Origin of the sequence: Chitinophaga eiseniae, assembly GCF_900167135.1 — a bacterium.
GTDB classification, from domain to species: domain Bacteria; phylum Bacteroidota; class Bacteroidia; order Chitinophagales; family Chitinophagaceae; genus Chitinophaga; species Chitinophaga eiseniae.
Window position 1 is genome coordinate 1287279 of sequence record NZ_FUWZ01000001.1, and the last position, 13648, is coordinate 1300926.

9 protein-coding genes and 1 pseudogene are annotated in these 13648 nt (G+C 53.9%); 6 read left to right on the forward strand and 4 right to left on the reverse strand.

The window, feature by feature from the left end; translation table 11 throughout:
* Positions 1-68: 68 nt before the first annotated feature.
* On the reverse strand, positions 69-452 hold the full coding sequence (locus B5D63_RS05375; RefSeq protein ID WP_078667699.1) for a 5-carboxymethyl-2-hydroxymuconate Delta-isomerase: 384 nt from the start codon (positions 450-452) through the stop codon (positions 69-71).
* A gap of 105 nt (positions 453-557) precedes the next feature.
* Here B5D63_RS05375 and B5D63_RS05380 point away from each other — a divergent pair, with 105 nt between their 5' ends.
* Positions 558-1832 carry an outer membrane protein assembly factor BamB family protein gene (locus tag B5D63_RS05380; RefSeq protein WP_143312770.1) on the forward strand — a complete coding sequence of 425 codons (1275 nt, stop codon included), beginning with the start codon at positions 558-560 and terminating at the stop codon, positions 1830-1832.
* 33 nt (positions 1833-1865) lie between these two features.
* On the opposite strand, the gene B5D63_RS05385 is transcribed toward B5D63_RS05380, so the two are convergent.
* A complete protein-coding gene (locus tag B5D63_RS05385; protein WP_078667701.1) occupies positions 1866-3344 on the reverse strand; it encodes a T9SS type A sorting domain-containing protein in 1479 nt (492 codons plus the stop codon).
* Positions 3345-3513: 169 nt separating this feature from the next.
* On the opposite strand from B5D63_RS05385, the gene B5D63_RS05390 reads away from it, so the two are divergent.
* The 5 genes and pseudogenes from B5D63_RS05390 to B5D63_RS35690 form a co-directional block, all read left to right on the forward strand.
* Positions 3514-5724, forward strand: coding sequence for a peptidase domain-containing ABC transporter (locus B5D63_RS05390; RefSeq protein WP_078667702.1), 2211 nt, complete (start codon positions 3514-3516; stop codon positions 5722-5724).
* Between the two features lie 7 nt (positions 5725-5731).
* Positions 5732-8260, forward strand: coding sequence for a lantibiotic dehydratase (locus tag B5D63_RS05395; RefSeq protein ID WP_078667703.1), 2529 nt, complete (start codon positions 5732-5734; stop codon positions 8258-8260).
* Between the two features lie 3 nt (positions 8261-8263).
* Complete coding sequence (locus B5D63_RS05400) at positions 8264-9121, forward strand: thiopeptide-type bacteriocin biosynthesis protein (RefSeq protein ID WP_078667704.1); 858 nt, start codon at positions 8264-8266, stop codon at positions 9119-9121.
* Positions 9108-10937: a lanthionine synthetase LanC family protein gene (locus B5D63_RS05405; RefSeq protein WP_159455900.1), complete on the forward strand. Its 1830-nt coding sequence runs from the start codon at positions 9108-9110 to the stop codon at positions 10935-10937. Before B5D63_RS05400 ends, B5D63_RS05405 begins: the two co-directional genes overlap by 14 nt.
* A 39-nt stretch (positions 10938-10976) precedes the next feature.
* Positions 10977-11177, forward strand: a pseudogene (locus B5D63_RS35690) (SusD/RagB family nutrient-binding outer membrane lipoprotein); the annotation flags it as partial.
* Positions 11178-11253: 76 nt separating this feature from the next.
* Here the strand turns inward: B5D63_RS35690 and B5D63_RS05415 are convergent.
* Together B5D63_RS05415 and B5D63_RS05420 are read right to left on the reverse strand one after the other, a co-directional pair.
* Positions 11254-11436 (reverse strand): pinensin family lanthipeptide, encoded by a 183-nt coding sequence (locus tag B5D63_RS05415; RefSeq protein ID WP_078667707.1) that lies wholly within the window; start codon positions 11434-11436, stop codon positions 11254-11256.
* A gap of 81 nt (positions 11437-11517) precedes the next feature.
* Complete coding sequence (locus B5D63_RS05420) at positions 11518-13647, reverse strand: TonB-dependent siderophore receptor (protein WP_159455901.1); 2130 nt, start codon at positions 13645-13647, stop codon at positions 11518-11520.
* Between the last annotated feature and the right edge of the window lies 1 nt (position 13648).

Genomic DNA, 13648 nt, shown 5'->3' on the forward strand with positions numbered 1-13648 from the left:
AGCGGGGAGCTATTTCGGATACCGCTTTTCAGGCCCGGAGGCGACTTTAGAATAAAACAGGGGGATTGTTACTTCAGAAAGAACCGGTCACCCGTCGTATTACGGGGGTCTATCAGCGACCTGTTGGCGTAAGTGGCTTTCTCAAATTGATCAATGTTGATGGACAGGAAAGAAACATTTGGCAGGAGCGGTGCCAGTTGGCGGGTGATCACCTTCGCGAGATTGGCTTCTTCCGCGGTGGTACGTCCGCTCATAATGCTTCCAAAGATGTGAAGGAAGCTGTCTTTTCCTGTTCCCAGCCGGTACAGTTCGTAGGGGTGTAACCGTACCTTGATATCGTTTTCTGCGAAAAGGCCGGTCGACTCTGCCGCCCGGTAAACAGTCTCCATGATAACTTCCGCCGGTTGCATGTCCAGTACGTTTTTGGAACATTCTATCACAAAATGAGGCATATGCAGATGGGTTAAGTGGTCATCAAATTTAATGATAACCTATTAATTGCCGGATTTTATTATTTTAAGACCGATATCCTGTACTTACTACAATCTACTAACCTCATGAAATACTATTTAACAATCCTGCTGCCGGCGATGATCTGTCATACCCTGTGTGCCCAGCATCGGTTTGGCGATGCCCGCCAGCTCTCGCACAAAGAGGAGCAGGTTTTTTCCACACCGGTGATTTATAAAGACAATATCCTGTTTGCCGGGATGAGTGGCCGCGTATATGCGGTGGATAAAAAGACAGGCGCCGCCAAATGGTCTGGTGCCCTCTCCGGCGGTATTGCCACGCACCTCGTCATCTCCGGTGACCTGCTGTTGATGGGCAGTTACGACGGCCATTATTACGCCCTTGACGCGCGTAACGGAAAACAGCTTTGGAAATTCCGCACCGGCGGCGAAAAACGGATCGGCGCTAAAGGCTTATGGACCATGAAGCCGGATACGATGTATATGGAAGACCAGTATGATCTGTACCTGTCTTCTCCAGCAACAGACGGAGCCTCCGTATATTTTGGCAGCAGCGACAGCTGTATCTACGCGCTGGATAAGAACAACGGGAAGCTGCGCTGGAAATTTAATACCGGCGGACCGGTACACGCGGGGGTAACCTGTGCGCAGGGAATCGTGCTGGCCGGTAGCTGGGACACCTATGTATATGCCTTGGATGCCGCTACCGGCAAACAGTTATGGAAGTTCAAAACCAAAGAAGATACGGTATATCATCATGTGCTGGAAGGAATACAGGCGCAGCCGGTCGTAGCCGGCAACACGGTGTACATCGGCGCAAGGGATGCCCGCCTGTATGCCCTGGACCTCCATACCGGCAACAAACGATGGGAGTACAGCGCCGGTGACGCATGGATCGTGGGCGCCGCTGTGGTGACTAACGGACACGTATATGTGGGAACATCCGACAGTTACCTGATGCTGGATATCGATGCTGCCACCGGGAAGGAGCTGCATCGTCATAAAGGAGGAGGGTATGTCTTTGGAGCGCCGGCATTGTCTGGTACTGCACTCTGCTACGGAGATTTCACCGGCCGGCTTTACCTGTTGAACACCAATGACTGGAACCAGGTGGATACCTTCGATACGCCCGGGCGGAAACAGTTGGCAGCACAACTGCTCGACGGGGATGGGCGGATTAACTTTAAACACCTGGCCGCCGGTGCTGACGGCGCATTGTTCTCCACGACCTTGGCGGTGATGGAGAAACTATATCAGCTGGCGCCTTTTGCCACAACGCCGGTGACTGAAGAAAATACCGTATATGCAGTGACGGCCGCCGGAACGCTGTACAGGATTGCATTGACGGCAAACGGAAAATAAAACAGCAGGAGCCTCTTCGGAGGCTCTTGTTATCTATCTTGAAAGCACTATTTTATAAGTATGAACCTTGTGGTCCTTTGTTGTTAATGTAATCATATATATGCCGTTGGCCAACGATGACGGCAATTCGAACGTTTTCGTGCTGATCCGTGTCCGGTATACCTCCATGCCAGCAGCATTTTTAACGGCCATCTCAACATCGTTTACCGTCGCATCACCGCCAATAGTAACCCTGCCGGTAGTCGGATTGGGGTACAATCCGGGCGTGGCGGCCGATGGTTGCAGGCTGGCTTTATGTGTGGCCGCGAGCAGGGGGGACACCTGGCATTGCAGGCAATTATCCGTATACCAGCTCCTGATAGTACGGAACGACTGTACCTTCTTATAAACGATCATTTCATCAATTTGCGCCTGGTTGAGCGAGACTTTAAGATGACCATCCAGCGGGGGCGTGTTACGTGCTTCCAGGGGAACGGGCGCCTCTATTCCATTGATAAATAAGCGTATGGGGTTGGTGGCTGCCGGTATGGTGGTGACGACAAACAGGTTTAATCCACCGGGGTTGTCCACATGGGACGTTTTGCAGCCCAACCCTGTTTTACAGGCGGTGACGGAGTCAGCGGTGAGTGTAATCGACAATGGCGGCACCTCTACACGAAGCTTCGGTGTTTCATTGCAGAAAGCCTGGCGGTCAATACGTGCCCAGAACCCTACGGTGCCGGTGTCCCCCAGGCTCCAGGGAGCAAGTGTATGCTGCAGCGTATTTTCAAGGCAAGGTATAACGCTGAGGCCTTGTCGTCCGCAAAGCATATGATCCTGGTAGGTGGGTAGCAGTGTGCTGGTCAGATCCTTCCCGGAAATAAAGTCTTTGCTATCGCCGTCAAATGAGTAATAAAGTGTTTCGCCCGCAAAATGGGGCCCATAACAAAGGGAGAAGTCGCCGTAAGTCTGATCGGCAAAATACACCCGCAATTCATCATTGATGTCCGCCAGTCCCCCGTTCAACGTTATTCTGACACGGTCGTAAGGTTTTGAAGTAATAAACTCCAGCTCTCCTTTGGTGGAGTCTTCGTAGATTTTCAACATGCGGACATCTACCGGCCTGGAATCATTGTTGGACGTATCACCGGAAAAAGTTTCCACAGATACCTGGCCCAACAGCCGGACTGACAGGCGCGTATGCCCGGTGCCGATACCGATGCTCAGTTTGGTGAACCGGTCGATGGTCCTGTGTTTAAAAATCAGCGTTTGCCGGATGCTGCCTAATACTGCCAGGCCCATTTTGAAGACGGAACAATCCTGCGTGTTGTTGCCTACGGCTTTCTCCGGGCTTTCGACTGCGCAACCAAGGCAGATGCCCGATATCTCATGTGTTTCGCCAATCGCAAATTCCCTGTAGACGGGGATGGGCCGTTGTGCATATGCGTCATTTGCCGCAACATGGTTAAAGAGAAATATTAATACGGAAAGCCACGCCCATGAGCGCTGACGGGAGGGTGAAGGATTGTCCATGGTGCTTATTTTGAGGGTAAAGCAGATCGATTGTTCCCTGAATATACAAATTAACGGAGACACTATCCGGCAGCGACTTGCCGGACATTTCTGTATACGATCGGTACCTTTTTAATTTCTTTGTTTTTGAAACGTTGTTGCAATTATTAATTATCTTTAAATTGCAACAATGTTTCAAAAAGTGTTCAGGAAAAAAGTCTTCCCTTTTTACCGGCAGTCAGACGCCATGGACTGTGGCCCTACCTGCCTGAAAATGATAGCGGCGCATCATGGCCGCGTATATCCGTTGCAGCACCTACGCAACGCCTGCCGCATATCGCGGCAGGGCGTCACCTTTGCAGACATGATGGGGGCGGCGGAGCAGCTGGGGTTTAAGACATTGCCGGCGGAGCTGCCATTCACCGTACTGGCGAAAAAAGCGCCGTTGCCCTGTATACTTCACTGGAACAAACAACATTTTGTGGTGTTGTACCGTATCACAGAAACAGCAGCATACATCGCCGATCCGGCATTGGGGCGGCAAAGCCGGTATTCCCTGCCGGAATTTATGGCCGCCTGGCAGCTGGACCCTGCTTCGGGAGATGGCCGCGCGCTCTTCCTCGAGCCTACCCCAGCCTTTTATGCGGCACCGGAAGTTCCGGAGACAAAAGCCTCGCTGCACACGCTGTGGCCTTATCTGCGTACACACCGTAAAAGCCTCTCGCCCGTGCTGATGACACTGCTGCTGGCCAGCGGCTTCGCCCTGCTAACGCCGCTACTGACGCAGGCTATTGTCGATAAAGGCATTCAGAACAGGCAGCTCTCCTTGATACTGTTGATTGGCGCCGGCCAGCTGGCGCTGTTCCTCGGTCGCATGTTGTCGGAGTTTGTCCGCGCGCGGCTGCTGCTGCGCGTAGGCGCCCGCGTTAGCACGGCCATGCTGAAAGCTTTTCTTCATAAGCTCCTGCGGCTGCCGCTTTCTTTTTTCGATAACCGTCAGGCGGGGGATAATATGCAGCGGGTGACAGACAATCAGCGGGTGGAAGACTTCCTCACCGTTTCGCTGGTGAGCTTCGCGTTGTCTGTCGTTACCATACTGGTACTGGGTGTTCTGCTGCTGTATTACCACTGGCAGGTGTTTGCATTGTTTATGCTGGGTGGCGCTGCGGGCATATGGTGGAACCATGCTTTCCGGGAGCGGCGTGGCCGGCTGGACCAGAAACGTTTCGGCGTACTGTCAGCCAACCAGGACATGCTGCTGGAGATGTTCGGCGCCATGCAGGAAATAAAGCTGACCGGCAGCGAGGCCCGCAAGACACACCAGTGGGAAGATATACAGGAGCAGGCGATCTCGGTGAAGCTGGAAAGCCTCCGGCTGGACCAGCTGGTGCAGGGGGTATCGTCGTTCATCAACGAAACCCGTAACGTATTGGTGACCTGTTTTGCCGCCGTACTGGTGGTCAACGGTCAGCTGACGCTGGGCGCTATGCTGGCGGTGACTTACACCTGTGGCCAGTTGAGTGCGCCGGTGGCGCAGCTGTCGGATTTTATCCGCGCCATGCAAAATACCCGCTTCAGTCTGCGACGGATGGCGGAGGTGCACCAGGAGTCGGATGAAGATACGCCTCACCTGCGGCAACTCACAGCCGGCGCAGTCACCGGAAAGGATATACGCTTACAGAACGTCTCTTTCCGTTATGGCCACCGGCATTCTCCCCAGGTACTACGCAATGTCAACCTGCTGATCCCTGCCGGTAAAGTAACGGCCATCGTAGGGATGAGCGGTAGCGGCAAAACCACCCTGTTGAAATTACTGCTGAAGTTTTATCCGCCGCAGGAAGGGGAGATATTACTGGAAGATATGCCTCTGCAGGATTTTTCCGCCCAATCATGGCGCCGGTATTGCGGCGTGGTGATGCAGGATGGCTACGTGTTCCGCGATACGATCGCCGGCAATGTGTTTGCCGGTGATACCGCGAAGAACTACGATCGCCTCTATGAAGCCTGCAGGATGGCCTGCATACACGATTTTTTTATATCACTGCCTTTCGGCTATGAAACCCTGATCGGGAAAGACGGCTACGGCCTCAGCGAAGGCCAGGTGCAACGGCTGCTGCTGGCACGCCTTATTTACCGCAACCCTTCCATCGTGTTTCTCGATGAAGCTACTAATTCTCTCGACGCCCACAACGAACGCGCTATCCTCCGTAACCTTGAACAGTTTTTTACCGGCAAGACCGTCGTGGTGGTGGCGCATCGCCTGAGTACCGTGAAACATGCCGATCAGATACTGGTGATGGACAAAGGCGCTATCGTGGAAAGCGGTACCCATGACGGGTTGTCCGCCAGCAGGGGCGCTTACTATCAATTGGTAAAAAACCAGCTGGAGCTGGGTAAATAATCGCTACATGACATTGAAAGTTTTCCCTTATGCACTGGTCCGCTATGCGGCTATGCCTTTCCCGGCGCTTAAAGCGCTGGAGATAACAGAGACGGATGCATGCCTTGCCGCTGCGGACATAGCGGCGCAGGATTTCCGGCAACAACAGGAGCGGCTCTGTGAACTCTTGTTTCAGGCAATACAGTCCGCCGCTGATGACGATACCCGGCAACTGCTGCTGCGTTGGAAACGGGCGGTGTACAATGGCCGGAAACCGCCGGAAGAGACGGTGGAATATCTGTCAGGGCCAATGCTGCGTTACCGGGAATCGCTTATGCAGCAACAAAAGGACCGTGAGGCATGGCAGGTATTTTACAACCGGCAGCTGCAGCAGCACCGGCGCCAATTGCAGGCCTGGTCGGGAGAGGAAGCCCTGCGCAAAGGTATCCTGCTTTCCAGTCCTGTGCTCTACGGGCAATTGGACCATTTCGCGGAGGCAGATCCGGCCGCTTTCAAGGCGCGGGAGCTGAAAAATGAGTATAGCCTGCTCCGTTATATTACCCGGATGGCGGCGAAAACATCGCCTTTCAGCACATTTACCTATACGGGCGTCAGCACCATGCAAACGGCCACAGACACCGCACCGGCCATCATCAGTAACGTCCGGCTGAACAACAGTTTGTTTACTTATCTCCGCAGCCTGCTGGTCCACCATCCGGTGTTGAATGAACTGATGACGGTCACCCTGAATGATACCGTCACTATGGATGAAACGCACCTGCATTTTCTGGTCAACTATTTTAACGTAGAGGCGTTTCAGCGCCTGCCGGCGCGGAGCGTGGCGTTGTGGTTGTATCAGCGGCTGACGGCGCCGGGCACGCTGGCCGCTCTCATTGATACGCTGGCAGGAGAAATGCCGGGCGTTCCGCGGGAACAGATCAAGGCGTTTTTGCTGAAGTTGTCTGCCAGCGGCCTGCTGGAACTGGGTATCGGTTGCTCAGGTATTGACCCGGAATGGGACAGGGCGCTCACTGATTTTCTTTCCGGAAGCACGCAGCATATGGCGGCGAAGGCGCTGCGGGAGCTGCTGCTCGTGCTGCAGGTGAACCGCGGCTTTTATGCCGTCGCAGATGTGGCCACCCGTGCGCGACTGCTGGAAACATGCGCCGCGGCGCTCAATGCCGTGCTGCATCAGTTGAAAACAGAAGCGGCGTTGCCCGATAGTGTCACCACCTCTGCGGCGGATGCGGCCTTTGAGGTGCATCATTTTGCGCCGAGGAGCTTTCAGCCGGCTGATATTTTTTATGAAGATACCAGCACATCTACCGTAGATACGTTGCCGGAAGAGGTGCAGGCACTGACAGAAAAGGCGGAGCGCTTTTGCGCCTTGCTGGCAGGGTCCGATCTGTTGCAGGAAGAGCGTGACCGTATGCGCGACTTTTTCCTCCGGCAGTATGATGTTGCGCAACGGCCGGCAGTGACAGATTTTTATCACGCTTATTATCTCCACGTCAAAAAACAACAACACGATACAGGAGGGATAACGGTCATGGATATACCGGAAACGATACAGCTCGTCGTAAAGCCTGATGTGGTGGATGTCTTCGGTCAGGCTACCATGCCGGCAGCGCCGCTCTCCCGTGGTATGTTCGTGCAGCTTTTCTATCCGGAAACCACCGCGCCGCTCATGGGCGTCGTCAATGCTTTCCTGCCCGGTATGGGCAAAGTGGCCGGCAGGTTCCTGCATCTCTTCGATCCTGCGGTGACCGACACCTTCCGGTCGTGGAATACGGCGCTGCAGCCTGGGCACCTGATGATAGAACTGAACGACGGCTCTGTCTTTAACGCGAACATACACCCGCCGCTGCTGGCGCATGAAATTACCATACCAGGCGGCAGCAACAATTATCCCCCGGAAAAGCGTATATCCCTGAAGGATATTGTGGTGCAGTATGATCCGGTCTCCCGCCGGTTGGAGTTATGGCATACGGTGCGTGACAAGCCGGTGTATACCTTCGATCTTTGTCTCGAGTCTTTTTACAACCGTTCTCATTTTTACCGGCTGCTGGCGCATTTTAACCCGGAAACAAGAGTGCCGCTGCGGAGCTTTATTGCCGCTGCGGACCACCGGTACGCATTGCATTATGCTGCAGCCGGACCGGTACAACCGTTGCCCCGCATCGTTTTTGAAGACCGTCTTGTATTGAGAAGGAGGGGCTGGCTGGTCAGCACAGCAGCTGTTCCTGTACCAGCCGGTGCAGAAACTGATGCGGAATATTTTCTGCGGTTACAGCGATGGAGAATCGCGGAGAAGCTGCCGCAGCACGTGTTCGTTTTCCTGAAATCACCTTACCTGCAGGTAGCGGCAAAGAAAGGACAATTGCACCGGGATGACTATAAACCGCAGTATATCAGCTTTGTACAGCCGTTGTTGGTAGCCGTTTTCAGGAAGATGCTCAGCCGGGCGGGAGAACAGCTTTACCTTGAGGAGGTATTGCCGGACGTTTCGGAGCACGGCACCGTCACCGAACATATGCTTCACTGGTATCAATACTAACCTATGGAAAGTAACTGGTTATCTGTACACCTGTTTCATGCCGCTGATCTTAACCGGCTACTGCAACTACTGGTCGGCCCTGTGGTACAGCAGACGGGATGTCCGTATTTTTTTATCCGTTACCGGGAAGGCGGACAGCATATTCGTTTACGGTTACACGTAGCACCCGGCAGCCTGACCGAAATAAGACGGCTGCTGCAAGACGCAGCACAGGCCTATTTTACAGCTTATCCTTCCTGCCGGGAGAAAGCCTTTCCCACGCAGCAGCTGCAGCCCAACGACACGTTGCAATATATTCCGTACGTGCGGGAGACCAGTCGTTACGGTAACGAGCAAACGATGCCGCTGGCGGAGCAACAGTTTGGTTTTTCTTCTGCCTACGTGCTGAAGGAAATCAACCGGATTGATCCGTCCTCCGCCCTGATGCACGCCATCAGGTTGAATGTAATAACCCTGCAGGCATTGCGGGAAACGCCGGAACATACGCTGAACATCTGCCGCCGTTTTATACAAGGGTGGCTGCCGCGGCTGTATGCTCCGCAGGAGGACAGGGCCCAACAGGAGGCTTATTTCCTGCAACGCATGGAGGAGCGCTTTGCCTTCTATGCCCCGGCACTGACACGCGCAGCTACGGAGCTGTGGAACGGAAATGTGCCGGAGACGTTGCAGGCTTTTGCCGCCGGCAACAGCCACGTCTTTGCGCAGTACAAGCAGCTCGGTATTCAGCAGGAGCAGCTGGGCGTCATCGCCCGCAGTTTTCTGCATATGGGACACAATCGCCTCGGCGTAGCGAACCACGATGAAGCCTATATCATGTATTTCACTTGCAAATGCCTGGAACATATCTATGGAATCCGCTGACAAACTGATCATAGACACGGAAGTGAGGCGGATAGCCGCAGCGGTGCTGCCAGCCCTGCAGCCGGATGTCATTGCTGTAAAGACGGACCTGTTTAACGGCAGCGCCGGCGTCATCCTGTTTTATTTAAGATTGTATGAGCACTACGGCGGGCAGCATTACCTGGAGGTGTGTATAACGACCGCGGATACCCTGTTATACCATCCGGAGATCGTACAGCAGCAGTATTACACTTTCTGTACCGGCGCCACCGGTTTGTTGTACCTGTGTATTAAGCTGTACGAGGTTACCGGGCAGTCGCGTTACCTGGACCGCGCCGTTGTGCTGACGGCGCATTTCAAAGAGGGGATACAACAGCGGGTGGTACAGGACGATTGGTTAAGCGGTCATGCCGGGAATCTTTTTGTGCTGACTTACCTGTATGTACATACGCAGGAGGAGCATCTTCTGCCGCTGATCCGCTCGTTGACGGATACGTTGATAGAACAGGCGCGGGCGGCGCCGAAAGGCTTGCGATGGGGGCATGTGAAGATGAGCTACGACTGTCTGACAGGATTCTCCCACGGCGCTTCGGGCATGGCCTATGCCTGGATGCAGGTAGCTGCCTGCTTCCGCGATGAAGGGCTGCAATACCTGGCGGAGCAGGCGCTGGATTATGAAATGCAGTATTATGATCCGGCAGCGCGTAACTGGCTGGACCTGCGGTTGACCAACACCAGTATCGAACGGGAAAATTTTTTTCATTGGGATATCCGCCGTTTCCGGGAAGATGCCGCCGCTACTAATACATGGGCGCATGGCGCGGCTGGCGTGGGGATAGCCCGGTTGTTTGCCTATAGAAAGGAACCGCGTGCTGAATGGTTGGCACAGCTGCAAGACGCCGTTCAGCGTTCGCTGGACGATGCACAGCAGCTGAAGCGGGGCGACTTTACCCTGTGCAGTGGTTACGGCGGTATCGTTTTTTTTCTGCTGCAGGCGGCAGCAGCTTTGCGGCAACCAGCATTACGCCAAAAAGCAGAGACACTGGCGTTGCAGGCGGTCCGTTATTACGAGGAACAGGGGACGTATAACAGCTACGTACCTACGATGATGCAGGATGCTGGTTTGTTTTCCGGGTTGTCCGGTGTGGGATATATGCTGGTATCGGTGCTGATGCCCTTCCGGGAGGATACGGTATTACATCCGGTAATCCGTACAAACAGCCATGTGTCGCCTTTGTACGCCACCGGGGAAGTGAAGCACCGGTTGTTTTCAAAATATTATCCGCATACCCTCCGGCTGCTGATAGCCACCGGATGGGCATTGCCGGATGCGCAGGACATTGGTATGCTGGAGACGGTGCTCTGCAAGGCGGTGACCGCACTGCCGGAAGAAAGCCGGCCGCAGGTGGCGGACGCTTTTGCTTTTGAGCAGCAGTGTACCGCCCTCTGGAAAGAACACAGGGGATGGTTATACTATACCAGGAGAAAAGAAATTGCAGGACACCTCCCGGAGATGGCAACGGAAGTGCTGTTACAGTTGAAGTGGACTGTGACAGCGCAGGTGCGGTTGTGCCGCACGCATTGGCAGTGGGACCAACAGGAGGTGGATTCAACAGCAGGTGAATATTATTATTTATTACAAAACCACGAATACGGCGTGGCGGTTTTCCCCGTAGGAAAGCTAACAGCCGCGATCTTTGATCATTTGCAGGGCGGATATACCCTGGAAGAAACACTGGTGCGCTGCTTTAACGCGGCGGACCGGGAACAGGCCGTCACTACCCTTGTGGCGCAAACGCTTTCTCTGTCAAGGCAATATTTCATCCGACCGGCATGAAAGAGGCGCCCTTTTATTTAGGGGGCGGCCTGGTCCGAATTCAGGCGTACCGGTTATCCCAAAGTGTTTCCGGTGGTAGTGAACTACAGTAATGGATTAATCGATACCAAAAAAACAAATCAGACGGTTGCCTTTCTCATTGAGTATAATACCAACGCAACGGAAGTGCAAAAGGCCATAGTCCTGTTGGGCGGAGCAGACCATGGCGGCACGTGGTTATGGTGGGATAGAAAACCCTGATCCGTTACATCGCATTTAAACCAAGAGGCCGTCCCCAGGGGAGACGGCCTTTTGGTTGTTTTCCGTTCGTATACCATTAGCAGATGATGGTAGTGCACAGGTGGTGCTCATCGTCTGTCTGCAGGGTATGCGTAGGGTGGCTCTGGCCTGCCAGCCCGCCGGCGAGGCGCATGTTCATTTCGTTGTCGAGGCTGGTAACGAAGCTGTCAATTTTCAGATCGTCGATGCTCAGCTGGAGATTGTTGGATTGCTCTTTCATAAAATAGTGTTTTTGATAGTTAATGCCTACTGTTATGGGGTTTCGGCTTATCCCCTTCTTGCGCGCAAATAGTTTTCAGGGCTACAGTCTTATGCCGGCAAAAGCTTTGAATGAAAGCGGCGCTCCTTCTATGTAGTAGTAGCTTTTTACGCCCTCATGGATGGAGCCGACGAGAATGTCGCCACTGGAGAAATATCTTTTGTTGGTGAGATTATCTGCGATCACCCGCAGGTACCAGCGGCCGGCATCCCAGGCTACGCCGGCATCCAGTTTCGTATAGCCTTTCAGGTACACGTCGGGTGTATAGGTGGCGGTGCGGGTAACGGTACTTTGTCCTGCGCTGATACGCAGCCTGGCCTGTTTCACAGGGATGCTGTATTGCACCCAGGTATTGATCATCTGCTCGGGGGTGAAGGCGAGGCGGGTACCTTCGTTTTCCGGGCGACTGTCTTTGCTGGTGATGGCATACGTATAGGCGTAGTTGGCAGACACGGTAAAGCGGTCGGACAGTCTTCCGATGATGTCCGCTTCCACGCCTGTACTGGTGGCCTGTCCTATCTGCCGGCTGAAGCCGGGGTGCTGCAGATCAGACACCAGCAGGTTGTTTTTGATGATGTGATAACCGGCCAGTGTGGTGATCAGCTTACGCTGGAACCATTCGCGTTTGGCGCCTGCTTCGAAGCTGTTGCCCCGTAACGGTTTGAAGTTGTTGCCCGCAAAGTCGGCGCCCGACTGGGGAATGAATGACTGGTCGTAGATGGCGTATACGCTGGTGTTTTCGCCGAACAGGCGGGTAATGCCCAGCCGGGGAGAGAAAGCGGTTTCATTCCGTAACGGTGTCTTTGCATTGGTCGTAACGGGCATGTTAAACGTAAAACGGCCGCCATAGTTAAAGAGCCAGTTTTGATGTACGCGGGTAGTGTTGTATACAAAGGCAGACCACCAGTTGTTTTCGCGGAGAATCAGCCTTGGTTTGCCCAACGTTTTTACGCTGTCTGTCGGAAGACCATACTGCGGATGGTTGCGGTCAAAAGCAAAGGAATATTGTCCGTAAGCCACGGAGAATTCGTCTTTACTGTAGTTGTAATCGATGCCGGCTACCAGCTGATGGCTTACGGCGCGGCCTGTGTTAAAAGTGCCGTTGATGTATGCCTGCGCTGCCATCACGCGGCCGGTGATTTCGCTGTATTGGGGTAAGCGCCGGGTGACGTTGGTGCCGTCGAAATTGACGGGAGAGTAATTGTCCGACAGCAGCGACCACGCAACACTGGGCGTAACGGTATACTTCGACTGTACCGTCATTTTCCAGCGGTGGTTGAACCGGTGGGAAAACAGCAGCCTGGCGCTTTGCGACATGGTGTAAGACTGCGGTAAATTGGGATCGCCGGCGTAGTTGTTGCCGATGCGGTGTTTCAGTACATCTTCATCTGTGCCCACCTGGGTAACACTGCTGCCGCCATTAGCGGTCATGCGGATAAGATTATATTCTGCCAGCAGGAAAGTACCGGGCTTAAAATTATATTGTATAGATGGTGAAGCGATGTATTTACGCGTTTTGATGAAATCCTGAAAGCTTTGCTGCTGTTGATAGGCAGCATTGATCCGATAGGAGAGCCCTTTTGCCTGCACAGCGCTGCCCACGTCGGCGGATACACGTAGCAGGCCGAAGCTGCCGCCCGCCACTTCTATTTGCCGGGTACGCAAGGACCCGGGTGTTTTGGTAGTGATGTTGATGCTGCCGCCCGGTTCTCCGGAGGAGAGCAGGAAACCGGCAGGGCCTTTGATGAAATCCACTCTTTCTATCATGGCGGCATCGTCCATCAGCGCGCCCATGGTGCTGCGCTGGGGCATACCGTTCACATAGGTGACCGCGCCGAAACCTCTTACCATAATTGTGGTGGATGCGTCGAAGACGGAACTGTTGTAGCCCATCTTGATGCCGCTGGCATTGCGGGCGATGTCTTTCATTTCCAGGCCGCCTTGTTCGCGGATCAGTTCTCCGGGCACACTGGTGATATTTTGCGGCGTCTCCAGCAACCGGCCTTCCATCCGTAAGGTGGGCGCCATGCTGTCTGCTTTCATGTTTTTCTTTTTATCCAGCACAATGACTTCCTGCAGCCGTTGTTTACGGAGGCTGTCGGTTTGGTGCTGGCCATAGCTGTACAGGGTGATGGCACTAAAACCTATCAATGCCGGTAATGTTTTATACATG

Bases quoted from the DNA above. Each gene is read 5' to 3' on its own strand.
- B5D63_RS05375 (WP_078667699.1), bottom strand. From the start codon at position 452: ATGCCTCATTTTGTGATAGAATGTTCCAAAAACGTACTGGACATGCAA.
- B5D63_RS05380 (WP_143312770.1), top strand. From the start codon at position 558: ATGAAATACTATTTAACAATCCTGCTGCCGGCGATGATCTGTCATACC.
- B5D63_RS05385 (WP_078667701.1), bottom strand. From the start codon at position 3,344: ATGGACAATCCTTCACCCTCCCGTCAGCGCTCATGGGCGTGGCTTTCC.
- B5D63_RS05390 (WP_078667702.1), top strand. From the start codon at position 3,514: ATGTTTCAAAAAGTGTTCAGGAAAAAAGTCTTCCCTTTTTACCGGCAG.
- B5D63_RS05395 (WP_078667703.1), top strand. From the start codon at position 5,732: ATGACATTGAAAGTTTTCCCTTATGCACTGGTCCGCTATGCGGCTATG.
- B5D63_RS05400 (WP_078667704.1), top strand. From the start codon at position 8,264: ATGGAAAGTAACTGGTTATCTGTACACCTGTTTCATGCCGCTGATCTT.
- B5D63_RS05405 (WP_159455900.1), top strand. From the start codon at position 9,108: ATGGAATCCGCTGACAAACTGATCATAGACACGGAAGTGAGGCGGATA.
- B5D63_RS05415 (WP_078667707.1), bottom strand. From the start codon at position 11,436: ATGAAAGAGCAATCCAACAATCTCCAGCTGAGCATCGACGATCTGAAA.
- B5D63_RS05420 (WP_159455901.1), bottom strand. From the start codon at position 13,647: ATGTATAAAACATTACCGGCATTGATAGGTTTTAGTGCCATCACCCTG.